The 25,259-nt window shown below is 63.0% G+C and carries 23 protein-coding genes; 13 read left to right on the top strand and 10 right to left on the bottom strand.

What is annotated here, in order from left to right; translation table 11 throughout:
• Window positions 1-56: 56 nt before the first annotated feature.
• The gene (locus SJY18_RS12165) at window positions 57-3,596 is read right to left on the bottom strand and encodes a TM0106 family RecB-like putative nuclease (RefSeq protein WP_396667773.1); all 3,540 of its coding nucleotides are present in this window, start codon (window positions 3,594-3,596) and stop codon (window positions 57-59) included.
• Between the two features lie 84 nt (window positions 3,597-3,680).
• Between SJY18_RS12165 and SJY18_RS12160 the strand changes: the two genes are divergently transcribed.
• Window positions 3,681-5,741, top strand: a complete 2,061-nt coding sequence (locus tag SJY18_RS12160; RefSeq protein ID WP_396667772.1) for an NAD(+) synthase — start codon at window positions 3,681-3,683, stop codon at window positions 5,739-5,741.
• Between the two features lie 4 nt (window positions 5,742-5,745).
• Here SJY18_RS12160 and SJY18_RS12155 read toward each other — a convergent pair whose 3' ends face one another.
• On the bottom strand, window positions 5,746-6,324 hold the full coding sequence (locus tag SJY18_RS12155) for a hypothetical protein (protein WP_337337316.1): 579 nt from the start codon (window positions 6,322-6,324) through the stop codon (window positions 5,746-5,748).
• A 141-nt stretch (window positions 6,325-6,465) separates the two neighbouring features.
• Between SJY18_RS12155 and SJY18_RS12150 the strand changes: the two genes are divergently transcribed.
• Window positions 6,466-6,594: a hypothetical protein gene (locus tag SJY18_RS12150; RefSeq protein ID WP_396667771.1), complete on the top strand. Its 129-nt coding sequence runs from the start codon at window positions 6,466-6,468 to the stop codon at window positions 6,592-6,594.
• 9 nt (window positions 6,595-6,603) lie between these two features.
• On the opposite strand, the gene SJY18_RS12145 is transcribed toward SJY18_RS12150, so the two are convergent.
• Genes SJY18_RS12145 through SJY18_RS12135 form a run of 3 tightly spaced genes read right to left on the bottom strand, consistent with a single transcriptional unit; the run spans window position 6,604 to window position 11,001 of the window.
• Window positions 6,604-6,786 (bottom strand): hypothetical protein, encoded by a 183-nt coding sequence (locus SJY18_RS12145; RefSeq protein WP_337337314.1) that lies wholly within the window; start codon window positions 6,784-6,786, stop codon window positions 6,604-6,606.
• A 52-nt stretch (window positions 6,787-6,838) separates the two neighbouring features.
• Window positions 6,839-9,850 (bottom strand): AAA family ATPase, encoded by a 3,012-nt coding sequence (locus tag SJY18_RS12140; protein ID WP_396667770.1) that lies wholly within the window; start codon window positions 9,848-9,850, stop codon window positions 6,839-6,841.
• Window positions 9,847-11,001 carry an exonuclease SbcCD subunit D gene (locus SJY18_RS12135; protein ID WP_396667769.1) on the bottom strand — a complete coding sequence of 385 codons (1,155 nt, stop codon included), beginning with the start codon at window positions 10,999-11,001 and terminating at the stop codon, window positions 9,847-9,849. The genes SJY18_RS12140 and SJY18_RS12135 overlap by 4 nt, the downstream gene beginning before the upstream one ends.
• 185 nt (window positions 11,002-11,186) lie before the next feature.
• Between SJY18_RS12135 and SJY18_RS12130 the strand changes: the two genes are divergently transcribed.
• Window positions 11,187-12,518 carry a ferric reductase-like transmembrane domain-containing protein gene (locus SJY18_RS12130; protein WP_337337311.1) on the top strand — a complete coding sequence of 444 codons (1,332 nt, stop codon included), beginning with the start codon at window positions 11,187-11,189 and terminating at the stop codon, window positions 12,516-12,518.
• A 171-nt stretch (window positions 12,519-12,689) separates the two neighbouring features.
• Here the strand turns inward: SJY18_RS12130 and SJY18_RS12125 are convergent, their stop codons facing one another.
• Both SJY18_RS12125 and SJY18_RS12120 read right to left on the bottom strand, forming a co-directional pair.
• Window positions 12,690-12,986 (bottom strand): hypothetical protein, encoded by a 297-nt coding sequence (locus SJY18_RS12125; RefSeq protein ID WP_337337310.1) that lies wholly within the window; start codon window positions 12,984-12,986, stop codon window positions 12,690-12,692.
• Window positions 12,987-13,075: 89 nt separating this feature from the next.
• Complete coding sequence (locus SJY18_RS12120) at window positions 13,076-13,369, bottom strand: GNAT family N-acetyltransferase (protein ID WP_337337309.1); 294 nt, start codon at window positions 13,367-13,369, stop codon at window positions 13,076-13,078.
• 460 nt (window positions 13,370-13,829) lie between these two features.
• Between SJY18_RS12120 and SJY18_RS12115 the strand changes: the two genes are divergently transcribed.
• The 3 genes from SJY18_RS12115 to SJY18_RS12105 all read left to right on the top strand — a co-directional run bounded on the left by SJY18_RS12115 (window position 13,830) and on the right by SJY18_RS12105 (window position 16,047).
• Window positions 13,830-14,558 (top strand): winged helix-turn-helix domain-containing protein, encoded by a 729-nt coding sequence (locus SJY18_RS12115; protein ID WP_337337308.1) that lies wholly within the window; start codon window positions 13,830-13,832, stop codon window positions 14,556-14,558.
• 72 nt (window positions 14,559-14,630) lie between these two features.
• Entirely contained in the window at window positions 14,631-15,602 is a 972-nt protein-coding gene (locus SJY18_RS12110) for a DNA-3-methyladenine glycosylase family protein (RefSeq protein ID WP_396667768.1), read from the top strand.
• A gap of 61 nt (window positions 15,603-15,663) precedes the next feature.
• Complete coding sequence (locus tag SJY18_RS12105; RefSeq protein ID WP_396667767.1) at window positions 15,664-16,047, top strand: STAS/SEC14 domain-containing protein; 384 nt, start codon at window positions 15,664-15,666, stop codon at window positions 16,045-16,047.
• A 6-nt stretch (window positions 16,048-16,053) separates the two neighbouring features.
• On the opposite strand, the gene SJY18_RS12100 is transcribed toward SJY18_RS12105, so the two are convergent.
• Window positions 16,054-16,965: an aldo/keto reductase gene (locus tag SJY18_RS12100; RefSeq protein ID WP_396667766.1), complete on the bottom strand. Its 912-nt coding sequence runs from the start codon at window positions 16,963-16,965 to the stop codon at window positions 16,054-16,056.
• A gap of 76 nt (window positions 16,966-17,041) precedes the next feature.
• On the opposite strand from SJY18_RS12100, the gene SJY18_RS12095 reads away from it, so the two are divergent.
• The 6 genes from SJY18_RS12095 to SJY18_RS12070 all read left to right on the top strand — a co-directional run bounded on the left by SJY18_RS12095 (window position 17,042) and on the right by SJY18_RS12070 (window position 21,962).
• The gene (locus SJY18_RS12095; RefSeq protein ID WP_337337304.1) at window positions 17,042-17,269 is read left to right on the top strand and encodes a hypothetical protein; all 228 of its coding nucleotides are present in this window, start codon (window positions 17,042-17,044) and stop codon (window positions 17,267-17,269) included.
• 76 nt (window positions 17,270-17,345) lie between these two features.
• On the top strand, window positions 17,346-18,377 hold the full coding sequence (locus SJY18_RS12090; protein ID WP_337337303.1) for a siderophore ABC transporter substrate-binding protein: 1,032 nt from the start codon (window positions 17,346-17,348) through the stop codon (window positions 18,375-18,377).
• A gap of 91 nt (window positions 18,378-18,468) precedes the next feature.
• Window positions 18,469-19,422: an ABC transporter permease gene (locus SJY18_RS12085; RefSeq protein WP_396667765.1), complete on the top strand. Its 954-nt coding sequence runs from the start codon at window positions 18,469-18,471 to the stop codon at window positions 19,420-19,422.
• On the top strand, window positions 19,419-20,411 hold the full coding sequence (locus SJY18_RS12080) for an iron chelate uptake ABC transporter family permease subunit (RefSeq protein WP_396667764.1): 993 nt from the start codon (window positions 19,419-19,421) through the stop codon (window positions 20,409-20,411). The genes SJY18_RS12085 and SJY18_RS12080 overlap by 4 nt, the downstream gene beginning before the upstream one ends.
• The gene (locus SJY18_RS12075; RefSeq protein WP_396667763.1) at window positions 20,411-21,163 is read left to right on the top strand and encodes an ABC transporter ATP-binding protein; all 753 of its coding nucleotides are present in this window, start codon (window positions 20,411-20,413) and stop codon (window positions 21,161-21,163) included. The genes SJY18_RS12080 and SJY18_RS12075 overlap by 1 nt, the downstream gene beginning before the upstream one ends.
• Before the next feature lie 28 nt (window positions 21,164-21,191).
• The gene (locus SJY18_RS12070; RefSeq protein WP_396667762.1) at window positions 21,192-21,962 is read left to right on the top strand and encodes a siderophore-interacting protein; all 771 of its coding nucleotides are present in this window, start codon (window positions 21,192-21,194) and stop codon (window positions 21,960-21,962) included.
• 14 nt (window positions 21,963-21,976) lie between these two features.
• Here SJY18_RS12070 and SJY18_RS12065 read toward each other — a convergent pair whose 3' ends face one another.
• The gene (locus SJY18_RS12065) at window positions 21,977-22,810 is read right to left on the bottom strand and encodes an aldo/keto reductase (protein ID WP_396667761.1); all 834 of its coding nucleotides are present in this window, start codon (window positions 22,808-22,810) and stop codon (window positions 21,977-21,979) included.
• 61 nt (window positions 22,811-22,871) lie between these two features.
• Here SJY18_RS12065 and SJY18_RS12060 point away from each other — a divergent pair, with 61 nt between their 5' ends.
• Window positions 22,872-23,696 (top strand): hypothetical protein, encoded by an 825-nt coding sequence (locus SJY18_RS12060; protein ID WP_337337297.1) that lies wholly within the window; start codon window positions 22,872-22,874, stop codon window positions 23,694-23,696.
• A gap of 9 nt (window positions 23,697-23,705) precedes the next feature.
• On the opposite strand, the gene SJY18_RS12055 is transcribed toward SJY18_RS12060, so the two are convergent.
• Complete coding sequence (locus tag SJY18_RS12055; RefSeq protein ID WP_396667760.1) at window positions 23,706-25,217, bottom strand: SulP family inorganic anion transporter; 1,512 nt, start codon at window positions 25,215-25,217, stop codon at window positions 23,706-23,708.
• Window positions 25,218-25,259: the final 42 nt, after the last annotated feature.

The raw sequence follows: 25,259 nt of genomic DNA, 5'->3' as shown, positions 1-25,259 counted from the left end.
TCTCCCCACACGCGCGTGTCGTGATTGTGCCAGTCGAGCGCGAGTCTACGCGTGCTTCACCCCCGACCTATCAGTCGAGCAAAGCCGCTGAGCCGAGCCATTCCTTCCGCCGTATAGGGCAAGTCGTCGAGCAACGCCGGCGAGTGCACGATGTATGCGGTGTGCTCAGCGCGTGAAATCGCGACGTTCAGGCGATTGCGTAGCAACAGAAACTCCAACCCCCGCGGCGCATCTCGCCCCGCAGATGCGGCGAGTGAGACGATAGCGACGGCTGCCTCTTGGCCTTGGAACTTATCGACCGTGCCGACGCGGACTGCGGCATACCCAGCGGCCATGAGAGCTTCTTCGACGGTCACTTGTTGAGCGTTGTAGGGAGTGACCACGATGATGTCAGCGGTGTCGAGTGGCCTCGGCGACTCGACGTTGATATCGCCGTCAGCGCCGACGGTCACGTCGGTCCATTCTCGTCCGATCAGGTCAGTCACGAGCTCAACGACCGCCTCAGCCTCCTCGAGCGAGGCCGTGGCGTTTCCGCGATGTCGGACGGGCACCGGGATCACCCCTGAAGACACCCCCGCAATCGAACGATGCGCCGTCGACGGGTGCGCGCGCAGCTCGCCGCGGTACGACAGTCTTGACACTGGCTGAGCAACTTCGGGATGCATGCGCCAGGTGCGCGCGAGAAAGTAGCCATAGTCGGCAGGGATGACGTCGGATCCGTCCATCACCCATCCGAGCGCAGACGTGTCGACTGGCTCGGGATGCGTGCCCTGGCTCACCTGTGGCAGCTGCTGCGGGTCACCAAGCAAGAGCAGTCGCGGCGACGCCAACGACACGGCGATTGTCGACGCAAGTGAGAACTGGCCAGCTTCGTCGATGACGAGCAAATCGAGGCTGCCTCGCGGCACTCGAGCTTCGTGGGCGAAATCCCACGCGGTGCCGCCGATCACGTAGCCACTCGCCTCGTGTTCCGAAGCGAATTGAGCGATGCCGGTTTTCTTGAGCACCGTAAACGGGTGAGCGGGTGCGAACGGGTCCTTCGGCGCCTTCCCCACCAGCGACGATTCCAGGCCCGCAGCCACCACGCGATCGAGCATGTTCTCAACGACTGCGTGGGACTGCGCCACAACGCCAACCTTGAACCCGTGCTCTGCCACAAGCCGCGCGATCACGTGCGAGCCCACATAGGTTTTCCCGGTGCCGGGAGGGCCCTGCACCGCGAGATAGCTGCGATCAAGGTCGACAATGGCTCGGGCAATGGCGTCGACATCGTCACCGTTCGCCCGGGGAAGCTCACCCGAGAGCGTGCGAGGGGGTCGTCGTGCGATCAAGTCAGTCGCTGCGCCCGCGGGGAGTTCTGCGGCTGAGTCGATCAGTGTGTCAGCCCAGGCGTCAATCGCTGACTGTTGATTCGCGGCGCGCGGCGGCGCCGCAGGCGTCAACGCAATCGGCAGGTTGTTCCAGGTTTCACCACTGATCGCGGTTTCTTCCACAATGGCACCATCGTCGAGCGACTCGATGATCGTGATCGCATGATCGGCGTGAATGAATCGAGGTGAAGCGGCGAACGGAAAGGGAACCGGCAGCTCGTACAGCGCGAATGGCTTTGAGCCCTCGCCCAACCGCGTGCCGGGCGCCAACTCGCCACGCAGTTCGATGACGCGGCGGTCTACTCGGCGCCCTTCAGGGCGGTGCCAATCTTCGAGTACACGCGAGCGCGCGGCATCCACCACGACGACATCACGAGACTCTTGCCACATCGAGACGGGTTCACGAAGACGTAAGAAGTGCATCGCCCAGAAGCTCTTGGCTTCACGGGGGTAATAGTCGATCGCGGCTGCGGCCATGCGCAGCGACTGCGCGCGAGGCGACACGGGGTCATGCTCGGAAGCAAGAGCGTTGAGCAGCACAGAGCGAGCCGACGGCTCGTAGACCGTCTCGGATGGGTCGGGGTTTGCGGAAGGACGAAGGTTCGCCTCACGAGCACGGTCGACCAGCCAATTGCGCAAGCGACGGGTCGACACGCAGTCGTAGCGGTTGTAGTCGGCAAGGTCATCGAATATCGCACGGGCCTCGTCGTGCGCGCCATCCGCGTCGAGCGCACGTGCTTCGACGTAGCGCACGATCGAGTCGTCGCCCTTCTGCACATCGCTCGTACGCACATCTGCGCCCATATAGAGCGGCTCGAGTTTCTTTATCGAATACGACCGCGATCCCACTCTCAGCGCACGCCGAACAACGGGGTAAAGGTCGACGAAGATGCCGTCTGCAAGCAGACGATCCACATCCGCCTCGCGAGTGCCGTACCGCGCTGCCATAGCCAAGAGGTGAGTTGGCTCGTAGGGAGCATAGTGGTAGATGTGCATGTCGGGATGCTCACGTCGACGCATCGCGACAATGTCGAGGAAGCTTTCGAGCGCACGCTTCTCTTCGTCGAAGGAATGAGCCCAAAGCGCCGTGTACTGGTCAAGATTGTCAACCCAGCCGAACAGATAGTCGATGCCCCAGAGTGCCGGCTCAGTTCCGCTCGCCCTTGGCTCGGAGTGAAGCGGATCGCCTTCGAAATCGAAGAAGAGATCCCCCACGCTTGGCCTGGGCAAGGCACCAAGGGCGCTCGGAGCAACAACTTCGAAGGTGGGAATCGGCGGAGCTAGATCTTCGTCCTGCTGCGATGGGTGCTGCTCAACCACGCCGCCCGCGGGACTAGCCAGTTGCAGCCTCGCCTGGGTGCGAAGCATCGAGAATGCCTCGACACTCATACCCTTCGGCGGGAGCGCGGCCGACACGAGCTCGTCGACCGTCGTGATGCCGGCGTCTCGCAGTCGTGCGCGCTGAACAGGGCGCATTCCTGCAACCAGCAGCAGATCGCGCGACGCGATGACTTCGCCATCGCACGTGGCGCAGCGACCGCACGCGAACACGTCAAGTTCACCGCGAGCGTCTCCCCAGGCAATCGGCTCACCCTCTGCACCTGACTCAAGCTCGCGATCGGCGATCAATGCGAAGAGCCGCTCGCGCCGCAGAGCGAATACTGGCATGAGATCGTCAACGTCGTGTTCGCTCACGGTCCCGTCTCCGAGCAATAGCTGCACTTGGGAGGCGCGGGGCACGGCAAGACGGTCAAGCTGGTCGACATATGCGGCGAGTTGCATGAGCGCCGTCACTCGCGCGCGTCGTGCGAGCTTGGTGTCTTGCACCAGCCATCTGCCGTCTTCATCACGCACCAGGAAATCCGCGAATCCGACGAATTCTTCGGTAGCAAAGGCTGCTTGAAAAATGACTGCTGCATCAGACGCGAGAGCCGCGTTCGTTTTGGCAACAGCATCGGCGAGACCTTCTGCGTTCGATGAACGCACTTCGGGAATCGTCACGACTCGGTCGCCGAACTGTGCAATGTACTGATCGAGCACACGGTGTTCGTGGACGGTGCCCAATCGACCAGCGCGCTCGAGCGTGAGGTCTTCAGGCTCATCGACAGCCGGCGTTCGCCCGAGCCGCACGTCGATTCCTCGCACCCATGCGAACTCGCACTCGGCCGCGGCCTTCAGGTCGCTGGCACTCCAGATGATTCGATTGTCTTGCTCGATGTAGCGCATGCATCCCCTTCATTCACGACACTAGCCCCGAGCGCCGACATCATCAGGGGTGCCCTCGCGCGGCGCACCTGACAGACTGGAGGGGTGAGCACCAGCCTCCCCTTCGCAAGCGCATACCGGCACGGCTTCGCCCGCGTGGCTGCGTGCACCCTTCCGGTTTCAATCGCCGACCCTGCCGCCAACGCGAGAGCAGTTATCGACTCGGCTCGGGAATGCGATGCCGAGTCTGTCGCTATCGCGGTGTTTCCCGAACTCTGCCTCACCGGCTATGCCATCGATGATCTGGTCATGCAAGACGCAGTGCTCGACGCGGTCGCCGTGGCCATCAACACGATTGTGACGGCCTCAACAGATCTCTTCTCGGTCTTGGTCGTGGGTGCACCATTGCGTCACCGCAATCGCCTCTACAACTGCGCTGTGGTCATCCACCGAGGAGAGATACTCGGAGTCGCGCCCAAGGCATACCTGCCCACCTACCGTGAGTTCTATGAGCGCCGGTGGTACGCCCCCGGCGAGGAGTGGTCTGGAGAGACCATTCGGATTGGTGAGACCGAAGCGGTCTTCGGCACGAACCTGCTTTTCGACGTTCGAGATGTCGAGGGGCTGACGTTCCACGCTGAAGTGTGTGAAGACATGTGGGTGCCGATCCCACCGTCGTCGAAGGCCGCACTGGCGGGCGCGACGGTACTGCTGAATCTAAGCGGCAGCCCGATCACGATTGCGCGAGCCGACGATCGCAGAACACTCGCGCAATCCCAGTCATTGCGTTGTCTTGCGGCGTATGCGTACGCGGCGGCTGGCGCGGGAGAATCCACGAACGATGTGTCGTGGGACGGCCAGACGATGATCTATGAGGGCGGAACGCTGCTGGCGCAGACGGAGCGCTTCCCCGAGGGACCACGCCGATCAGTCGCCGACGTCGACCTTGACCGGTTGCGTCAGGATCGCTTGCGCCAAGGGACTTTTGACGACAACCGGTTGACGAATGACGCTCCGTTCCTCACCATCGAAACCTATCTGCAGCCTCCAGCGACCGATATCGGTTTGAAGCGACCGCTGGATCGGTTTCCGTTCGTGCCCGACGACGCCGCCCGTCTGGCCCAGGATTGCTACGAGGCATTCAACATCCAGGTCTCGGGGCTCGTGCAGCGACTAGAGGCGATCGGCCGGCCACGGCCTGTCATCGGCCTCAGTGGAGGGCTCGATTCCACCCATGCCCTGCTCGTGGTGGCACGGGCGATGGACCGGATGAACCGACCGCGCAGCGAAATTCTCGCCTACACGATGCCCGGCTTTGCTACCAGCGGTCACACAAAATCGAACGCCATTGCACTGGCTGAAACCGTTGGCGCGTCGATCGAGACCATCGACATTCAGCCTGCGGCCACCGAACTTCTCAAGGGAATCAGCCACCCGTTCGCGGGCGGTGAACCACTGTACGACGTCACATTCGAGAACGTGCAGGCCGGAGTGCGCACCGACTTTCTCTTCCGACTCGCGAACCAAAACGGTGGCATCGTGATTGGAACCTCTGATCTCTCCGAACTGGCACTCGGTTGGTGCACTTACGGTGTGGGCGACCAGATGAGTCACTATTCCGTCAACTCGGGGGTTCCGAAGACACTGATTCAACACCTCATCCGGTGGGTGATCGCCGAAGGTGAGGGCGTCAACGACGCCGAAGCGACCGTGCTGCAATCGGTACTCGATACCGAGATCTCGCCCGAGCTGGTGCCAGCGGGTCAAGACGGCAAGCTGCAGTCGACCGAAGATCGCATCGGGCCCTATGCGCTGCATGACTTCGCGCTTGCGCACATCATGCGCTACGGGTTCCGCCCGTCAAAGATTGCATTCCTGGCGGCGCACGCCTGGGCAGACAAGGATGCGGGAGCCTGGCCGCCAGGCTTCCCCACCGAAGATCGCTACGCCTATGATCTGCCGACAGTCTCGAAGTGGCTCACCGTATTCTTGAAGCGGTACTTCGGGTTCGCCCAGTTCAAACGCTCGGCTATGCCGAACGGCCCCAAGGTGTCGGCGTACGGTTCACTGTCACCGCGAGGCGACTGGCGAGCGCCGTCTGATGGCAACGCGAAAGTATGGCTCGCTGAGCTGGCGGCGGCACTGCCCGATTTCGCAGACGACTAGTTGATTACTCCGCCGGCATCAAATATGCGAGCGTGATAACCCAGCTGTCGCGCGAGAGATCGGCGAGCGTGTAGTACACACGCCGGTCGGGAACCCAACCCTTTGTCAGTGGTGAGTCGAGTCGCACTAGCTCGCCGGCGACGCGCGATCCGCGACCGTCGGCGTCTCGTACCGCCTGTACCCGGGTCCAGTGCTCAACGAGTTTGGGAATATTCTCTTCGTCGAACAGATGAGAATGCCGCTGCATCTGGTGAATAGTGGCCTCGTCGGGATGCGAGTCACGCAAATCGATGCCGACGACGATAGACGGATCATAGACGGCGACCAGGGTAGCCGCGCGATAGCTCGCGTTGCGGATCGAGAGCGGCACCTGCTCGCCGTCGACCTCAGCCGCCAGCTGGGTGTGAAATCCGAACTTGCCTGGTAGCTCGCGCTCTACCCGAACTTTGCGCTCTTCAACTCCGAGCTTCGGGGCGATGATTTCACGCGCCAAGGCACGTTTGCGGTCATGTTCGCTCATCTTCGGATCCCAGCCGAGCCGAGCGATGATGCCCGCCGGAGTGTCAAGGAGCACGGATTGCATATTCCACCTCGTTCTGCGGCGGGCGCCGCGCACATTTCTGGTCTCGGGCTTTTTCTTGACTCAGCTTTATCCTGTCTCAGCAGAGCCGCAGACGAAAGCGCGCCACGCGAGGAGGGCAGGTGTCAGGCTACGCTCGTAGACGTGAGCAGCCCCGACAAAGGATCGAACAAGCCGTCATCCGCACGCATCATCCTGTGGATCGTCGCGGGTAGCGTCGGGCTCTACATGGTCGGTTCAGGTGTGGTCGGCCTGATCTCCAATGGCGGCTGAAAGCCTGCACTAAGACGATGCGCGGTTAGCGAAGAAGTAGCGCAACGCAAGAAAGACCAGCAGTGCCACCACCGCCACAACTAGCAACTTGAACACGACGCCGATCAGCGCGAACAGTGCGTTCACCAACACCCAGGCGATAACAATCGCCACGATTACGCCGACGATGGTCCAGATGCTGTTCTTGGTCACCCCTACAGCGTAATCGTGGCCACGTTCGATATGGCCACGAGCGTCCACGATGTCAGCCCGACAGCGCCGTTTGCCGGATGATGCTCGGCCCAGACGCCGACGCCTCGACGTTGAGGTGCGAGGTGATTCGTTCCTTCATCGCTGCCACATGGCTGATGATTCCCACGGTGCGTCCACCTTGGTGCAGCTCGTCAAGAGTTGCCATCGCAAGCTCAAGCGTTTCGCTATCAAGCGAGCCAAAACCCTCGTCTATAAACAGGGTGTCAAGCTTCACGCCGCCAGCACGTGCTGTGACGACCTCGGCAAGGCCCAGAGCCAGCGCTAGTGAGGCGAGAAAAGTTTCACCTCCCGAGAGAGACTGCGGCGATCGCGCCTTTGCGGTGTGGGCGTCGATGATCTCGAGTCCGAGCCCGGACGCCTTGTTTCGCGCGGCGAGAGCATCGGTGTGCCGCAGTCGGTACCGCCCGCCCGACATCTCTTCGAGTCGACGCGCTGCGGCGATCACGATTTCTTCAAGCTCGGCCGCGAGCACAAATGTTTCAAGGTCCATCTTCTTCGCGTTGCGTCCTGCCACCGCGTCAGCCAGCCCCGCCAGCAGCTGGTGCTCAGCCGAGGCAGCAGACGTCGCCGCGTCTGCTGCCTCGGCACGCGCGTACACATCGTTGAGTCGACGGGCTGTCGCAGCGGCTTCGGTGGCGAGCTCGGCGTGACGGTCGCGATCTGCTTGCGCGCGTGCCAGAGCCAACTCTGTCTCGTGCGTGTCGACGAGCATCTCTGGGGCGCCCGCCAGTTCTATCTCAAGCACCCGCAGCGCCTCACGCTGGCCGGCGAGCTCAGCTTCAAACGAACGAACTCGCTCATCGATCTCTGCTCGAACTTCGGAGCGAAGCAACAGAGCCGAAGCCTCCGTGGCATCGGCGAAGCCTGAGTCGGCGATGCGCTGATCGAGATCGGCGGTCGCGACCACGAGCGCACGATCGGCGACGACCACCTCAGCCCGTGCCGCCATGCAGTCACGCGCGCGATCGCGCCGCTGTCGCGCGTCTGCAATTCGATCGTTGATTGATGCGAACTCTCCCCGCGCTGAACGCACAGCCGCTTCGCTCGACTCAATCTGCGCGGCAAGGTGAGCACGCTTCTCACGCGCAGCAGCGATGCGCTGCGAGGCTGCGACACTCGATGCCCGACTTTGCTCTGCCTCGGCGCGCAAAGTCGCCAGTTCGTCAGCACACATCTGCCGCTCGCTCGATGCCGCTTCGGCTTTGCGCACCGCGTCGGTGGCTTCTGCCAGCAGAGCTGCAAGCTGCTCGCTGGTTTCACTCCCAGCCCGCGCGACCGCATCTGCGAGGTCCGTACGCAGCGCACGGGCCACTTCTGACGCGAGCCGCGCCCCGGCGGCTGCCGCCTCAGCGGCTTCTTGCGCCGCGGCAACATCGTCTTCGCTGATGCGTTGCGCGAGGGGCGCCGCGGGTTGCGGGTGGTCAAGCGAACCGCAGACCGCACATGGTTCACCCTCGCTCAGATTCGACGCGATCTCGCCCGCCGCACCCTCGAGGCGGCGGCGCAAGAGTGAGGTCACAGCGGCCACAGCATCCGAATGTTCTCGTGCAGCGGTCAGTTCTTGAGCGTCAGCCTCACTCGCGCTAGCCCGAAGCCGTTCAGCGTCTTGTGCAGCGCTAGCGCGAAGACGCAACGAGGCCACCCGTTCCTCAGCGCTCTCACGGCGCGCGGCGTCTGCCTCGAGCGGGGGCAGCGCTGCTTCAATTGCGGGTATTCGCGCCGCGACCTCGGCAAGCCGCTCCGCCACAGCGGCGAGTGCTCGTTCGTCGCTGGCAAGACTCTCATCGAGCATCGCCAGCTCAGCGGAACGCGCGAGCATTTCATCTTCTGTTGACGCGGCCGCCTGCCAAATTGCGAGCTGCCCGGTGATCGTCTCGATCAGCGCCGAAAACTGATCATCGTCAAGGTCTGTGTGCCCGGGAACGGCACGCCACCGGCTTGCCGCCTCCATCTCAGCACGACGGAGTCTCTCGAGCACCTGGCGCGAGCTCGCGACGCTCTCGAGCGGGGCGCGCAAACCTTCGGCCTCGACAGCTCGCTGCAGCCGAAGTCGCTCGCCGTCGATCGAGCCACGTCGCGCTTCGAGAGCAGCCAGCGCTTCTCGCACCACCGCTCGCTTCTCTTGTTGAGCGCGCACATGCTTTCGCTCGTTATGTGCCGCTTCGGCACCCCGATAGGCCTCGTTCGCCGCGTCGCGCGCGAAGTCTGTCTGTTCCACGGCGTAGCGCGCGCGCTGAATTGCTCTCTCGACCGCAGCGAGGCGATCTTTCGTGTTCGCGGCACGCCCGCTGTCTATCGCGGTCTCCACACTCGCATCGCCGCCCAGCCGATGCTCGTCGATGAGTCGCTCGGCATCGGCAAGAAGAAACTCGACCTCGTCGCCCTGCCTGTCGAGCTGGCGTTGCGACTCGCGCCGACGGGTATCAAGCGTGACCTGGTATGCACCGTACGTGCGGGTTCCGAAGAGGTTGCGAAGCAGAGCCTGCCGTTCATCATTTCCTGCGAGGAGGAACTCGGCGAACCGGTTCTGGGCGAGAAGAATGACCTGAAGGAACTGCGATCCGGTGAGACCCACTATCTCTTCCGAAATCAGCGTTCCCGCCTCTTTGGCACTTGTCGTCAATGCTCGCCACACACCCCCGTCTTTCACAGAGACCTCGACGCGCGCCTTCTCGGTGGTTGTGCCTTCCCCCCGTGCTTTGGGCCGTTCATACTCGGGCGATCGCACGATTCGGTAACGCTCGTCATTGGCGGAGAACTCCAGCAAGACTTCAGTGGGGTCGGTCGGCGCACTGAAGTCGCTGCGCAATCGCCGCCCGGCACCCTCGTAGCGGGGCACCATCCCATATAGCGCAAAACTCACGCCGTCGAGAATGCTCGATTTGCCCGCTCCCGTGCGCCCTGAGATCAGGAAAATACCGTGGTCATCGAATACATCGAAGTCGACGACCTGGCGTTGTCGGAACGGCCCGAAGCCCTCGAGCTCCAACCTGTGCAGTTTCATCCAGCGATTTCGGCCAGAGACCGCTCCGCGACCAGCTCACGGATGATCTGCGATTCTGCTTCGTCGGCACCGACGCCGTTTCTGACGTGGGTGAGAAATGCCTCGAAAAGCTCAGCGTCGTTGCGTACTGCGCGAACGCGGGCGCCGAATGATGCGGCATGATCTTCGTGCACGACCGAGGGCGTGTGAGCCACCTTCGCGCAGTGCGCAAAACGTGCTTGCAGCCGTCGCATCGGGTCTGGCTGGGGTGGGATGTCGGTGTAGCGAGCGAACACCCAAGCATCAGTGGCCTCAGGAAACAGTTCGGGGTCGAGCAGCTCTTCAAGCGATGCCGTAAGCGTGACCAAAGCACGCGGAACCGGCAGCTCGAACGTCGAAACCGTCGAGAGTCCGTCCGCATCGAGATCCACCAACCAGCCGCCGCGAGGCTTGCTGCCTTCGCCGAAACTGTAGTGAAGCGGCGCACCCGCGTATCGCACGTGTTCGCTGAGTCGCTGGCGTCCGTGAATGTGACCCAACGCGGCGTAATCGACGTCGGCAAAGACCTCGAGCGGCACGACGTCGAGTCCGCCTTGCTGGATGTCGCGTTCGAGTTGCGGAGTCGGATCAACTCCCGCCGCGAAGCAGTGCGCAATCGCCACCGAGCGACCGGCTCGCGATTGCATGTCGTTGCGCACTCGCGTCATGGCGTGCGTGAGAGTGTCGCGTTGCGAACGCAACGGCACGTCGTTCCAGACGTGGCGCACGAGGGCAGGCTCGAGGAACGGAATTCCATAGAAGTGCACTGGTCCGAACTCATCGCTGATGGTGATCGGGGTTCCGATCGAACGCGGGTCAGTGACGATGAAGATGCCATCGCGCAAGAGCTTCGACTGAAAGCCGAGGCGCGCCGCTGAGTCGTGGTTTCCGCTCGTCACGATTACCTGAGCGCCTGCGTCACGCAGCGCGACCAGCGTGTCGGAAAGCACGGAGTAGCAGTCTGCGGCGGGCATCGCCGAATCGAAGACGTCGCCAGCAACGATCACCACATCGACGTTGTTCTCACGCACCTGATCGACGAGCGCCGCAAGCACAACACGAAGCGCATCGAGCGTGGAGCTGCCATGAAAGGTGCGTCCGATGTGCCAGTCAGAGGTGTGCAAGATCCGCATAGACCAACCGTAGGCAGAGCCTCCGACATCGCCGTCAGGGCGCTCCGAAAGCGCGGGATTGACCGCCGGGCTCCCAACCGTGACGCGACATTTGCCTCGCCGGGCGATCTCTGCTCGAATGATTGGATCTGGTCGTACCAGATGATCGACAAACACTTGATCGACGCTCACCCTGGGGAGGTGCCATGCACCACCCTGTTCGCGCCGCCCTGTGGGTGCTTGCATATCTGCTGATCGCGCTTGCTCCGCTTGCGCTGAGTCTGATCCAACTCGATCCGGGACGAGGGTTCTGGGTGAACCTCTCGGTGGCAGCCGGGTTCGTCGGACTATCCCTGATGGGACTGCAGTTTGTGATCGCTGCGCGAAGCGTGCACGTGACCGGGCTTTTTGGACCCGACGTGTTGTTGCGCGTCCATCGCCAGATAACCGCCCTGATAGCCGTGCTGATCTTCGCTCACCCGATCATCCTCTTCGTATGGGATGCCAGATTCCTTGCCCTGCTCAATCCGTTCACGTCTCCCCCACGAGCAAAGTTCGCGGTCGCCTCGGTCGTACTGCTCAGCATCCTGATCATCACCTCGGTGTGGCGCCGTCGCCTCAAGATTCCCTACCAGACCTGGCAGGTTCTGCATTCTGTTCTCGCCGTCTTGGTCGTTGTGACCGGAGTAGCGCATGTGTTGCTCATCGGCTACTACGTCAGCGAACCCTGGGAGCGCGCGCTGTGGGTCGTGTACTCGGCGGTGTTCATCTGGATCGGTCTTTGGGTTCGCGTGATACGCCCGCTGTCGCGATGGCGGCGCAGGTGGCGAGTGGTGCACGTGCGACCACAGCCGTTGGGGTCACACACCGTGCGTCTGGAGCCGGTGTCGTCGGACTCTTACGGCCGTCAAGGCTTCTCGTTCTCGGCAGGGCAATACGCATGGATTCAAACCGGGCGCAACCCGTTCTCGATCAACTACCACCCGTTCTCGTTTTCTTCGAGCGCCGAGAACCCACAGAGCGTGGAGTTCACGATCAAGACGGAACACGGATTCACTGCCCGGGTGGGCGAGCTCGAACCCGGCGCGATCGTGTATCTGGATGGCCCATGGGGTCAGCTCACGATGGACGACAACGAGGGCCCAGGCTTCGTATTCATCGCGGCAGGGGTGGGGGTCACCCCCATGCTGAGCATGCTCACGACGATGGCAGATCGCGGCGACCATCGGCCGTGCTGGCTCATTCTCGGCAATCGCAACGAGAGCGAAGTGATCTGCAGCGCGGAGGTCAATCAATTGAATGAGCGCATGGCCAATCTCACCGTCGTGCAGACCATCAGCCAGCCGGGCACAAATTGGAACGGACGCGCCGGTCGCATTAGCCGCGAGCTGCTCGACGAAGTGCTCCCAGAGAACCGGGCGCGCATGCAGTACTTCATGTGCGCGGCAGGGCCCGTGATGGACACTGCGCAATCAGCACTCGTCGAATTGGGCGTTCCAGTTGCGCGCATTCACAGTGAACGATTCGCGATGGCGTGAAGCGCGAGGAGGAGCAACGATGAGAGAGACGATGGTGACCCGGTTTGTCGGGTCGTTCTCGGCGATTGTTGTCTTGGCGTGCGTGGGGTGGGCGCTCCTAGCGCAGAGCGCGGTTCCCGATGCATGCAGCTATCCGACGGCCCCGCCCAATTCGCAGTACATCCACTGCGACTAGCCAGAAATGTCGGCTGCGTATCCAGCGACCTCATCTTCTGACACTTGCACGCCCGCTTGCTCGAAGCGTTGCGCCAGCACCTCCGCTATGCGACCGGCGGACTCGCCACCGAAATCAGCCCGGGTCTGCGCGAGGATCCCGGCGACTTTCTCATCGCCCGAGGCGTTGTTCTGGTCCATAGCCGGCAGCGTCTGATTCGCGCCCGCTCCGAGACCGTGGTCCGCACGCTGGGCTGCGCCTGCGTCAAGGCTTTGCCGACCTTCATCTTGCCCGTGGTGATTTGTGTCGCTCACTGCGATCCCCTCATTCGTGATGCATCCACTCTCCTCGCTCGAGGTCGGCGTCGCGAACGGCTTGACAGTGAGGGCGATGCGGCCTATGTCTAACCGCGCCCCTGCAGAATTCCCGCCCGGCCAGGGTGCGCAGCAAACCAATCAGCGACGTACCAGCACACCGGGCTGACTTTTCGTTCACCCGCGTCCTCGAGTTCGGCGACCGCTCGATCGACAATTTCTCCCGCGTAGCCGTGGCCTCGGAAAGTTGGCACCGTGTATGCGCGCGTCAAGGCGACGATCTTGCCGTCATCGCGATAGTCGAGCGCACTGACGAGGTCGTCACCTCGGTGAAGGGTGTAGCGGGAGGAGTCCGGTTCGTGAGCAAATCGCAGGTCAACCATGTGGTCAGGCTACGCCCGATGAGTGCGAGTCGGCCCGATGCGTCCGCGCGTCGCGCAGTTGCTTACACCGGCGTCGTCGTAACAATCCCATCTGGGCCTCACCGACGTGGTAGTGATTTGACGTATGGCGACGCACTGCGTCATAATCGGCCACATGACTGACAACGCACGCGTACTGTCCGCCTGGGAGGCGAACGGAGCTGCCGGCATGATGATGGCCGGCCGCGGTGCTACTTGTTGTCGAATGTGCCACTAGCACGGTGAACCTGCTGGACTCTGACGACGCCGTCACTCGCGTCATGTTCCCGAGTCCCCGAAGTGCCGCAGGCGCGCGTCGATCACGTGCGTCCGGTTGCTTCGCTTCCCGCCCCACGTTGGGCATCGCCTCACAGGGCAACAAGACTCGAACCCCTCATCTGTCGGCCTCGGCCAGGGTTCCTCTCCCGCTAGGACCATCATCATGTCAACCAACGCTCTCCTCGAACGACCGTCCACGACTCGCCACCTTCGCGCCGTGACCGCACCTACGCCCCAACTCGCGCCTGAGCCTGCAGCGGCAGCGCCGCCGCGAGCTGTTCCCACAGGAACGGCCCCGCGAGGCTTCGCCCTGTACGTCGGTCTCGATGAAGCCAAGGCAGCCGCGGCCGGTGTCAGCCTCGGAACTCTCGTCGATGCGATTCGGCGCACGATCGGCGAACTTGCCCCCGAAGCCGAAACCTACGCCACCGTGGCGCTTGCCCCCGCAGGTGCCGGCGGCCGCGATGTCGACGTGGTGCGCCTCGCGCTGCACGAGCCCTCAGCGGTTGCCCGCACCAAGCCCGAAGAACCCATCGATGACGAACCCATCGATGGCGGCGTTGTCGTTGACATCTCACGCAAGCGCGTACTCATCGACGGCGACTCGGCTGCCTTCACCTTCAAAGAGTTCGAATTGCTGCAGTACCTCGTGTTGCGCGAAGGCCGCACCATCGAGCGCACCGAACTCGTGAACTCCCTCTGGCAGGGTGCAACCGAAGACGAAGCCCCTGGCGAACGCACGATTGACGTGCACGTGCGCAGATTGCGTGCCAAGCTCGGCCGTTACGAAGACATCGTGCGCACCGTTCGCGGAGTCGGGTACCGATTCGACCGCCACGCCGATGTCATCATCCGCTACGGGCACGGCACACCGTCACCTGACCGCTTCTGATCGTCCGCGGCTGAACTCGCGGCCTTGCGATCAGGTTCTTCCGTGTCGGAGGGGTCAGCATAGGGTGTGGGGATGAGCCTGGAAGCGCCCCCGCTAGCACGCGTCGCAGAGCGCGAAGCGTGGTCCGAGCGTCCGGTGCAGACCGAGTACCGTCCGCCGCACCCACTCGATCTGCGTCGCACAGTGCTCGCTCAGCGCCACGGCGCCGGAGATCCCACGTTCTGTGTGACGCCGAGTGTTATTTGGCACGCTTCGCGCACTCCCGAGGGCATCGCCACGCTCGCCCTTCGGGAAACCTCACGCGGTGTGATCCGGGCGGCCGCATGGGGGCCCGGATCTGCGTGGGCGCTCGAGCAGATGCCGTCTCTGTGTGGACGCGACGACGACCCCAGTGGCTTCGACGCGGAGCAGCATCCGCTCATCGCTTCGGCGCACCACGACAACCCGGGTTTGAGAATCGGCCGCACCGACCTCGTCTTCGACGCGCTTGCGAGCGCGATCATCGAGCAGAAAGTCACCGGAATGCAAGCCTTCGGCGCCTGGAGGCACCTGGTGCGCGCATTCGGCACCCGTGCGCCCGGACCGACGCCTCGGCCGCTCTTCGCCACCCCCTCAATCGAGGAATGGCGCCATATTCCGTCGTGGGCATGGCACCGGGCCGGGCTCGAACCACCACAGTCGAAGACCATCGTCCGCGCCGCTCGGCACGGCCGGGCACTGGTGCAGAGCATTCACAACGCCGTCGATGGCGAAGCCGTCGATCGAGTGCTGGTCGGCCAGCCCGGAATAGGACCTTGGACATCTGCCGAAACGCGAATCCGCGCACTCGGAGACGCCGACGCCGTCAGCGTGGGCGATTATCACCTCGCTCACCAGGTGGGTTTCGCGCTCACCGGAAGCCGGGTGGATGACGACGGGATGCTGCACCTGCTCGCCCGCTGGTCGGGGCAGCGCCAACGGGTGATCCGGCTCATCGGTGCGAGCGGAGTCATCGAACCCCGCAAGGGGCCGCGACTGCATCCCGAAGACCATCGAGCGCGCTGACGAACATCCCCCGATCGCGACACGGTGGCGCCACGCCGCCGACCAGGCCATGATTGGGCGCATGATTGAGACACTTTCAGACCTTCCGGACGGCGTCTTAGGATTCCGCGCAGTGGGCGAAATCAGTGCGTCAGATTACGAGGCGGTATTGGACCCGGCGATTGACGCCGCGCTTGAGGTTCGCGACCGCGTGAACATTGTGTTCGTCCTCGGTGATGAGTTTGAGCGCTACAGCCTTGGCGCAATGTGGCAGGACGCGGCCCTTGGCGGTAAGCCCCACAGCCGCTGGGGTCGCATCGCCCTCGTGACCAACCACTCGCTGATCGCCGAGATCGTGCATGGAGTCGCGTTCATGGTGCCCGCCGAGGTGAAGGTTTTTCCCCTCGAGGCGTTGGATAGTGCGACTCACTGGGCGGGCGGCGCCGCGGAGACCAAGAAGGCGTGAGCGCCTTCAGCGGTACTGGCTGTCGTCGATTGCGGCGGGGGCTGAACCGAGTGCGGCAATCGCTCCCCACACCTCGTCAGGCACTACCTCCGCGTGCAAGTCGTTGAGCTGCTGGAGCCGGCCGGGAGACACTACGCCGACGATTGTACTGTCGATATTCGCGTTGCGCAGCGAGAAGTGCAACGCGACCGCGGGCAGCGTGACCTCGTGCTCTGCGCAGACGTCAATTGCCTTCGCAACCCACGCTTGCAGCTCTTCGCTCGCAGGAGCGTAGTGATACTGCGAGCCCGGCCCCTTAGCGAGCAGACCTGAACCGAATGGTGCCGCGTTGAACACCGTGAGTCCCTGCTCTTTGGCGGCGGCAAACATCGAAGCTGCCGACTGGTCTACCAGGGTGTACCTGTTGTGACAGAGCACCGCGTCAAAGACCTGAGTCTGCAAATAGCGTTCGATCATCGGAACAGGCCCGGCAGCGATGCCAATCGCATCTACCTGGCCCGACTCCCTCAGTTCGATGAGGGCCTCCAGTGCACCGCGACGGCCGACCGCTTCTTCAAACGACACGGAGTACGGGTCGTGAAAGTGCAGCAGCGGCAAGCGGTCGACACCGAGTTTGGCCTTCGTCTCGTCGAACGACCGCAATACCCGATCGCGGCCGAACGCTCCCGTCTCAGGGTCGCAATCAACCTTCGAGATCACGCGATAGCGCGACTCCTCTCCCACCTGCCGCAGCGCGCGGCCGATAACGGACTCACTGCGTCCGCCCGCATAGCTGTTCGACGTGTCGACGAAAGTGTGTTCGCTCGACAGCAGATCGACGGCAATGTGCACGGCGGCCGTTTCTTCAGCAGATCCCGGCAGGCTGTTGCGCCCCAGACCAGAAGTGCCGAGGGTGAGCGGGCTGACGTTCAGCGTCATATGCGATTCCGTTCTGTCGAGCAGGCCTGTCCACTCTACGGATGCTGATAGACCCGGTTCCCCCTATGCTGGCGTGATGGCTTCTACACGCAGCCGCGGCTGGACGCGCGGACACTCTGGATGGGCTGTCGGCACAGCTCTTATGTTCACGCTGGGCATCATCTTCGGTGCGATCTGGGGAAGCCTGCTGCTCGGCATCATCCTCGCTGCAGCTGTGTCGATCGGCTGGCTGATCGCCTATGAGTCGTGGCGCGGCAAGAACGTCGGTCTCGAAAATCGGGACGACGACGGCGCGCAAATCTGACGAACGTTCGCGTCGTCGTCAGCGGGCAGAGGGTAGCAAACTTTGCCCGAATGCGAATTAGGTTAGGCTTACCTACATGCACACCAGAATTCGTTTCGCTGCGCCCCTCGCAGCGCTCAGCATTTCCGCCCTTGCACTCGCTGGCTGCTCGAGCTCAGACGACGCAGGCACTGCGGCACCTGAGACGACCGACGTCGTAGTTGTGGAAGACGCCAAGCCCACCCTCGTCTTCGTAGAAGAAGAGGGCGAGTCTTACTACGAAGAAGACACCGAGGTTGCACGTGACTCGGTAGAGGTCGTTGCCAACCCTGAGTCGGTCGTGACCTTCGATATCGCAACACTCGATACGCTCGACGCGATCGGCGCCGGCGACTCGGTCGTGGGTATTCCCGACGTTGCTCTGCCCGACTACCTCGCCGCGTACGCCGATCTGCCGAAGGTCGGCACGCTGTTCGAACCGGACTTCGAAGCAGTTGCCGAGCTCGAGCCTGAACTGATCATCACCGCAGCCCGCAGCACCGGTCAGTATGACGAGCTCTCAGAGATCTCGACCACCATCGACCTCACGGGTGCCTATGCAGGAGCCTTCGTGCCCAGCGCCGGTCTCGAGCGCGCAGCACAGCTCGGCGAGATCTTCGGCGCCGAAGAAGAGGTCGCCGCCCTCAGCGCAGACATCGAAGAACTCGCCTCAACGATCCAGTCTGAGGCGAGTGGCACCGCCCTCGTGCTCAGCATCTCGGGCGGCGAGTACGGCGCGTTCGGTGAAGGCTCACGATTCGGATACTTCTACGACGAACTGGGATGGACACCGGCCGTCGTGTCAGCAGAGCTGCCGGGCGCCGAAGGCTCAGCCCACGGTGACACGGTTACAAACGAGTTCATCCTCACAGCCAACCCCGACTGGATCTTCGCCTTTGACCGCGGCGCAGCAACCGGTGAAGGCTCTTCGGCAGAAGAGACACTCGACAACGAGCTCGTCGCCGAGACGACCGCGGCTCAGCAAGGCCAGATCATCTACCTGCCCGCAAGCGAGTTGTACATCGTGATCAACGGTCTCACGGCCATCGACAACGTTCTCACCGCGGTGCACGAAGCGGCCATCAGCTGACCTGAATGATGGTTGACCGCCCCGAAGCGGGGAGCGCGCAATTCTGAGACGCGCCTCTCCCACGATTCTGATCGTCGCGGGGGTAGCCCTTGTGGCTGCCCTTGCGACGATCTCACTGTTCATCGGTGTCGCTGAACTCGATCCGTTCATTCTGTTTGCAAGCCGTGTGCCTCGTACCGTCGCGTTAGTGCTCGCGGGCTCCGCCTTCGCGATCACCGGCCTCATCATGCAGTTGCTTGTGCGCAACCGATTTGTTGAACCAGGCACCACGGGAGCAACGGATGCTGCCAGTCTCGCTTTGCTTGCGGTGCTGCTGGCCGTTCCCGGCCTGCCGATCGCTGGCAAAGCGATGCTCGCCGCTGTCGGCGCGCTGATCGGCGTCGTCGGATTCTTATTGCTCGCGCGCCGAATTCCCGCCCGTTCAAGCGTGCTAGTGCCGATTGTCGGCATTCTCTACGCGGGTGTCATCGGGGCTGTGACGACTTTCATCGCCTACCGCGGCGACATGCTTCAAGAGCTGCTCAGCTGGGGAATCGGCGACTTCTCGAGCATCATGCGCGGGCGCTACGAGATTCTCTACTTCGCCGCTGCCGCAGCTCTCATCGCATGGATCGCCGCCGACCGCTTCACCGTCGCTGGGCTGGGCGACGACACCGCGCGCGGCCTCGGCCTTGAGACCCGCGCGGTGATGGGCCTGGGCGTGACGATCATCGCCGTCGTGACCGGCATTCTCATGGTCGTGACCGGGGTGCTGCCATTTCTCGGTTTGATCGCCCCCAACATCGTCAGCCGACTCATCGGCGACAACATGCGACGCGCGGTTCCGCTCGTCGCTCTCCTCGGCGCGGCCATCGTGCTGCTCTGCGACATCATCGGGCGCGTCGTGCGTTTCCCCTACGAGCTGCCGATCTCAGTCGTGATGGGTGTGCTGGGCGGCATCATCTTCCTCTGGCTGCTTCTGAGCACAGCGCGTCCCGTCGACGACGCCGCATCCGCACGGCGCAAGCGCAAGCGCAAGCCGGCCACCACGGCGGTGACCCCGTGACCGCCGCATTCGTCGACGGCGCGCGACGCGCGACCAGCCAGCTTCGCCACCCCACCGGGGCGCTCATCACACTCGGCGCCGTCGCGGTTGTGGTCATGGTGGTGTTCCTCTTCATAGATCTGCCCGGCAAATGGGAGTATGCGCTTGGACTGCGCAGTCGCACAGTCTTCGGTATGGTCATCGCGGCAACCGCTATCGGCGCGGCGACTGTGCTGTTTCAGACCATCACCGCGAACCGCATTCTCACCCCGGGAATCATGGGGTTCGATGCGGTGTTCCTGGCGATCCAGACGCTGGTTGCCTTCGCAATCGGTCCCGCCATTCTGGTTTCCGCTCCGCCGCTCGCCTCTTGGGGCGTCGAGCTGCTGCTGATGATGGGTTCAATCGTGCTGCTGTACTGGTGGCTGTTTCTGAAACGTCGACTCGATCTGCACGTCATCGTGCTGGCTGGTCTCGTGCTCGGCGTGCTGTTTCGATCGGTCACCGGGTTTCTGCAGCGGCTGCTTGACCCTGACACCTTCGCGATCGTGCAGAACCTCACGTTCGCCAGCTTCACCTCCATCGACCGCGAACTGCTCGCGCCCACAGCGATACTGGTCGCGCTATCTCTGCTATCGCTGTGGCCGGTTCGGCGAGAACTCGACGTGCTGTCGCTCGGCGAAACCACCGCGATCTCGCTCGGCGTCGACCATCGCCGCGTCGTGATGCACGTGATCGTGGCGATCGCCGCCATGGTGGCAGCATCCACTGCCCTCGTGGGCCCGGTGACGTTCTTCGGCTTGATCGTGGCGAACCTCGCCTACGGCGCCGTCGGGCACCGTCATCTGCGCAGCATCCCCGCGGCTATTGCGATCGGCGTGATCACCCTGGTCGGCGGGCAGCTGATCCTTTCGCGCGTTCTGGGCTTCGGCACTGAGCTACCGATTGTCATTGAGTTTGTCGGTGGCATCTTCTTCATCGTTCTCGTACTTTCTGGAAAGGCTCGCTGATGATCAGCACCGACTCGGTGGTCAAACGCCATGGCGCGCTCGTTGCCGTCGACGATGTGTCGGTTGACATTCGGCCTGGCGTCACGGCGATAATCGGCCCCAATGGTGCGGGCAAGTCGACCTTGCTCGCCGCGATCGGGCGGCTTGTCGGCACCGACGCAGGCGATATCACCGTTGACGGCCTCGACGTGCTGACAACAAAGTCACGCGTGCTCGCCCAGCGGCTCGCCATCCTGCGTCAAGACAACCATCTCGCCATCCGGCTCAGCGTGGAGGATCTCGTCGCCTACGGCCGCTTTCCGCACGGCGGGTCAGGGCGCACGCCAGATGACCGAGCCCACGTAGACGCCGCAATCGAACTGCTCGACATCGGCAGTGTGCGCAAACGTTTTCTCGATGAACTGTCGGGCGGTCAGCGGCAGCGTGCTTTCGTGGCCATGGCGCTCGCGCAAGACACTGATCATCTGCTTCTCGATGAGCCCCTCAATAACCTCGACCCGCGTCACTGCGTCGCCCTCATGAAACTCGTTCGGCGGCTCGCCGATGAGCGTGGAATGACCGTGGTCGTGGTCTTGCACGACATCAATGTCGCTGCCCAATATGCAGACGACATCATCGCAATGCGCAACGGCAGTGTCGTGCACCATGGCCCGGTCGCCGAGGTTGTCACTGCCCAACATCTGACCGCCCTCTACGAAACCCCCGCACGAGTCGCCGAGATCGACGGTCGACCGATCGTGCTGTGGGGATAGCCCCCTTCACCGATACCAGGACGCCACCATGACTTCATCCGCTTTCACCTTCGCCATGCACGGGTTCGATCTGCGCTTTCGCAAGGTCGCCCTCGTGCACCGTGAATGGCTCACCGACAGCTACGTGCGCGTGCGCCTGCAAGGCGATCAGCTGCGAGGATTCGATTCGCGAGGCTCTGACGATCACGTGCGCGTCTTCTTTCCTGACGGCGACCCCGAGACGGTCGATGAGCTGCGCGCCGCGCCCAGTCGTGAATACACCCCGCTGTTCTGGGGCGATGACTGGCTCGAACTCGAGTTCGCTGTGCACAGCGGCGCTGGCATCGGCGGTCCGTGGGCCGCGACAGCGCCGCTGGGCTCGATCGCGGGCGTGGGCGGGCCTCGAGGCTCGAAGGTGCTCGAAGGCCAGCCCGACGCGTGGTTTCTCGCCGGTGACGAAACAGCGGTTCCCGCCATTCGGCGGTTCGTGCAGCTCATGCCTGCCACCGCGACCGGTCACATTCTTGTCGAGGTGCCCGACGCCTCGCGCGAGCTGTCGATAGACGTTCCCGTCGGAGTCACCGTGCGGCAGGTGCATAGAGGCGACGCGGCGCCGAGCGCACCCCTGATCGCACGCCTGGAGGAACTCACCGCAGCGGACCGACCGAACAACGCGGTGCTTGGCTTCATCGCTGCCGAGCAGTCTGTCGTCAAGCCCGGCCGAGCGCTCCTCTTGGATCGATGGGGACTCGATGCTGATTCCGTGATCGTCAAGGGCTATTGGAAGCGCGGCGATATCGAGTACCACGCTCCGCACTGACCTCTTAGCGCGGGCTACATCTCTTCGTGGGTGAGCGGGTCACCGTCCCACAGACGCCCACGCTCAAGAGCAGAGATCGCGGCTACCTGATCGTCGGTCAGCGAGAAGGTGAATACGTCGGCGTTCTCTCGCTGTCGGTCAGGGTCGCTCGACTTGGGTATCGCCGTGCTGTCGAGCTGCACGTGCCAGCGCAGCACGAGCTGCGTGGGTGTCACCGCATGCACTACCGCGAGTTCCTGAATCAGCTGCTCGGTGAGAAGCTCGGTACGACGTGCCAACGGGCTCCAGCTCTCAGTGCGAATACCGTGCTCCGCATGAAAAGCGCGCAGTGCTGCCTGCGGAAAATAGGGGTGAAGCTCCACTTGATTGACCGCCGGGACCACCCCGGTCGCGTCGATCAACTCACTGAGCATCGCCTCGGTGAAGTTGGAGACCCCAATCGAGCGAACCAAGCCTCGTTCGCGGGCATCGATGAGTCCTCGCCAGGTATCGACATATTTTCCGACGCTCGGGTTCGGCCAGTGGATCAATTCGAGATCAAGATAGTCAAGCCGCATCGCACGCAACGAGCTCTCGACGCTCGCGACCGCTTCAGCCCGACCATGACTGCGGCCGGGAACCTTCGATGCAACGAGCAGTTCATCGCGTGCAACTGATGAACCGCGCACGGCCTCGCCGACCTCGGCTTCGTTTTCATAGTTGACCGCCGAATCAAGCAGACGATAGCCGGCATCAACCGCTGTCTGAATCGCGGCTGTTCCCTCTGCACCGCGCAGGTTGTAGGTACCGAGGCCAAGTTCTGGGAATGAGAAACCGTCGTTCAACGTCACGGCAGGAATATGCGTCATGACTCCATCCTGCCCGCACGGTGAAGTATGGCGAATGAATAAACACTCATAGACTCCCCCCATGACCTCGGCGCACGAACCTTCCGACGTCGACAGACCCAAAGCGTCAGTTCTCGACCGAGCAAGATGGTGGGCCGCCGACTACGGCTATGCGCTGCGGCGTCAGCTCGCCATCTTGTCACCGCCATGGTCGCTCGGCCGCCGAAGACGACCGCCGCGAGCGTGGCGGCGCGATTCATCTGCTTTGCCCGAGGTCGTGCTGGTTCCGGGCGTCTACGAGCACTGGACCTTTCTGCGCCCGCTGGGAGACGCACTTGCCAAGGCGGGCCATCGCGTTCGGGTGGTACACGGGCTCGGCATCAACCGGCGACCGATAGCCGCAACTGCCGCGTACTTGGGCGAACAGCTGACGACCCTGCCCGTGCACGATGCGGGGCGGGTTCTCGTCGCGCACAGCAAGGGCGGTCTGGTGGGCAAGCACCTGCTGATCAGTTCGGGCACCGCACACGAGGCGGCGGCAGAGGCAGCCGCCGGCGGCGACCCGGCCGAAGCTGCGGCCGACGCTGCCCCTGCGCTTGGTCTGCTCGGCATGGTCACGGTCTGCACACCGTTTCACGGGGTGCGCCTCGCGGGGCTCTTCCCTGATCCCAGCATCCGAGCGTTTCTGCCTGGCGACGAAACGATCGTTTCGCTGGGGCGCGACACATCGGTCAACGGACGAATCGTCTCAGTGTTCGGTCCCTTTGACCCACATATTCCTGAGGGAAGCGCCCTTGACGGAGCGACGAATGTTCTCGTACCAGCGCCAGGTCACTTTCGCGTTCTCAAGGCCCCAGCGACACACCAGGCGGTCGTCGAGGGCGTCGCGCACCTCGCTCAGCGCTGAATCGCGCGGCTACTCGCCGCCGCCGAGGTTGCCGCTGAGGCGCAGATGAAGAGCCTGGGTGGCTTCATTCATTCCCTCGATCAGCACATGCTTGCCGCGCTGCTCATACTTCGTGCTGATGGCGTCAAGTGCCGCGACCGTTGATGCGTCCCAGATGTGCGAGCGAGACATGTCGATGACGACACGGTCAGGGTCGGCGGTGTACTCGAACTGGGTCGTGAGGTCGTTGCTAGACGCGAAGAACAGCTCGCCCTCGACGGCATAGTGTGCGGTGTCTTCGGTCACGGTGCGGGTCACGTTGGTGAAGTGCGCAACACGGCGAGCAAAAAGCACCATCGCGGTGACGACACCCAGAGCTACGCCGATGGCGAGGTTGTGGGTCCAGACCGTGACGATGACGGTCACGAGCATGACACTCGTCTCACTCCACGGCATGCGCTTCAGCGTTGACGGGCGAATGCTGTGCCAGTCGAACGTTCCGACCGAGACCATGATCATTACGGCAACGAGCGCCGCCATCGGGATGATCGCGACGATATCGCCGAGGGCGACAACAAGAATAAGAAGGAAGACACCCGCGAGGAACGTCGAGATGCGGGTACGCGCTCCCGAGACCTTCACGTTGATCATCGTCTGGCCGATCATTGCGCAACCGCCCATTCCGCCGAATGCACCCGACATGATGTTCGCCACACCCTGGCCCCACGCTTCGCGTGTCTTGTGAGAGTGAGTGTCGGTGATGTCGTCAACGAGCTTGGCGGTCAGCAACGATTCAATGAGCCCGACCAGGGCGATACCCAGGGCGAACGGGGCGATGATTGCAAGCATGTCGAAGGTGAGCGGAACATTCGGAATCAGCAGCTCAGGCAGGCTTTCAGGCAGCTCGCCTTGGTCGCCGACCGTCGGAACGTTCCACGCGAAAGCCACCGCTGCGACGGTGACAAGCACGATCGACACCAGGGGCGCTGGAATGACCTTGGTTACTCGCGGCAGCAGCACGATGATCACAAGGCCGACCACGACCATGGGATAAACCAGCCACGGCACGTCGACAAGTTGCGGCACCTGAGACATGAAGATGAGAATCGCGAGCGCGTTGACAAACCCCACCATCACGCTGCGAGGAATGAATCGCATGAGCTTCGCGACGCCGAGCACGGCCAGCACGATCTGCAGCAGGCCTCCCAGCAGCACCGCCGCAATGAGGTAGTCGACCCCATACTCGCGCGCCAGCGGCGCAACCACGAGAGCAATCGCGCCGGTGGCTGCTGTGATCATGGCGGGACGTCCGCCCACGAAAGCGATCGTGACAGCCATTACGAACGAAGAGAACAGCCCGACCCGTGGATCGACGCCCGCAATGATGGAGAACGCGATGGCCTCGGGAATCAACGCGAGCGCGACCACGAGGCCGGCGAGCACCTCTCGGGTGAGCAGACGAGGACTCTTCAGCGCTTGCAGCACCGTCGGCTCAATGCGGTACCGCGTCGCAGGATCTTTGGATGGGATGACGGCAGTCATGGCACTCCGATGGATTCGGTTCGCACGTCACAACGCACGCAA

This window comes from Microbacterium sp. R86528 (assembly GCF_044596335.1).
GTDB classification, from domain to species: Bacteria; Actinomycetota; Actinomycetes; order Actinomycetales; family Microbacteriaceae; genus Microbacterium; species Microbacterium marmarense.
This window is presented reverse-complemented; position numbering and strand designations above follow the sequence as displayed.

What these genes read in the sequence shown, in the direction of transcription:
- SJY18_RS12165 (WP_396667773.1), bottom strand. Translation starts at nt 3,596, where the DNA reads ATGCGCTACATCGAGCAAGACAATCGAATCATCTGGAGTGCCAGCGAC.
- SJY18_RS12155 (WP_337337316.1), bottom strand. Translation starts at nt 6,324, where the DNA reads ATGCAATCCGTGCTCCTTGACACTCCGGCGGGCATCATCGCTCGGCTC.
- SJY18_RS12140 (WP_396667770.1), bottom strand. Translation starts at nt 9,850, where the DNA reads ATGAAACTGCACAGGTTGGAGCTCGAGGGCTTCGGGCCGTTCCGACAA.
- SJY18_RS12135 (WP_396667769.1), bottom strand. Translation starts at nt 11,001, where the DNA reads ATGCGGATCTTGCACACCTCTGACTGGCACATCGGACGCACCTTTCAT.
- SJY18_RS12130 (WP_337337311.1), top strand. Translation starts at nt 11,187, where the DNA reads ATGCACCACCCTGTTCGCGCCGCCCTGTGGGTGCTTGCATATCTGCTG.
- SJY18_RS12120 (WP_337337309.1), bottom strand. Translation starts at nt 13,369, where the DNA reads ATGGTTGACCTGCGATTTGCTCACGAACCGGACTCCTCCCGCTACACC.
- SJY18_RS12115 (WP_337337308.1), top strand. Translation starts at nt 13,830, where the DNA reads ATGTCAACCAACGCTCTCCTCGAACGACCGTCCACGACTCGCCACCTT.
- SJY18_RS12110 (WP_396667768.1), top strand. Translation starts at nt 14,631, where the DNA reads ATGAGCCTGGAAGCGCCCCCGCTAGCACGCGTCGCAGAGCGCGAAGCG.
- SJY18_RS12105 (WP_396667767.1), top strand. Translation starts at nt 15,664, where the DNA reads ATGATTGAGACACTTTCAGACCTTCCGGACGGCGTCTTAGGATTCCGC.
- SJY18_RS12100 (WP_396667766.1), bottom strand. Translation starts at nt 16,965, where the DNA reads ATGACGCTGAACGTCAGCCCGCTCACCCTCGGCACTTCTGGTCTGGGG.
- SJY18_RS12095 (WP_337337304.1), top strand. Translation starts at nt 17,042, where the DNA reads ATGGCTTCTACACGCAGCCGCGGCTGGACGCGCGGACACTCTGGATGG.
- SJY18_RS12090 (WP_337337303.1), top strand. Translation starts at nt 17,346, where the DNA reads ATGCACACCAGAATTCGTTTCGCTGCGCCCCTCGCAGCGCTCAGCATT.
- SJY18_RS12075 (WP_396667763.1), top strand. Translation starts at nt 20,411, where the DNA reads ATGATCAGCACCGACTCGGTGGTCAAACGCCATGGCGCGCTCGTTGCC.
- SJY18_RS12070 (WP_396667762.1), top strand. Translation starts at nt 21,192, where the DNA reads ATGACTTCATCCGCTTTCACCTTCGCCATGCACGGGTTCGATCTGCGC.
- SJY18_RS12065 (WP_396667761.1), bottom strand. Translation starts at nt 22,810, where the DNA reads ATGACGCATATTCCTGCCGTGACGTTGAACGACGGTTTCTCATTCCCA.
- SJY18_RS12060 (WP_337337297.1), top strand. Translation starts at nt 22,872, where the DNA reads ATGACCTCGGCGCACGAACCTTCCGACGTCGACAGACCCAAAGCGTCA.
- SJY18_RS12055 (WP_396667760.1), bottom strand. Translation starts at nt 25,217, where the DNA reads ATGACTGCCGTCATCCCATCCAAAGATCCTGCGACGCGGTACCGCATT.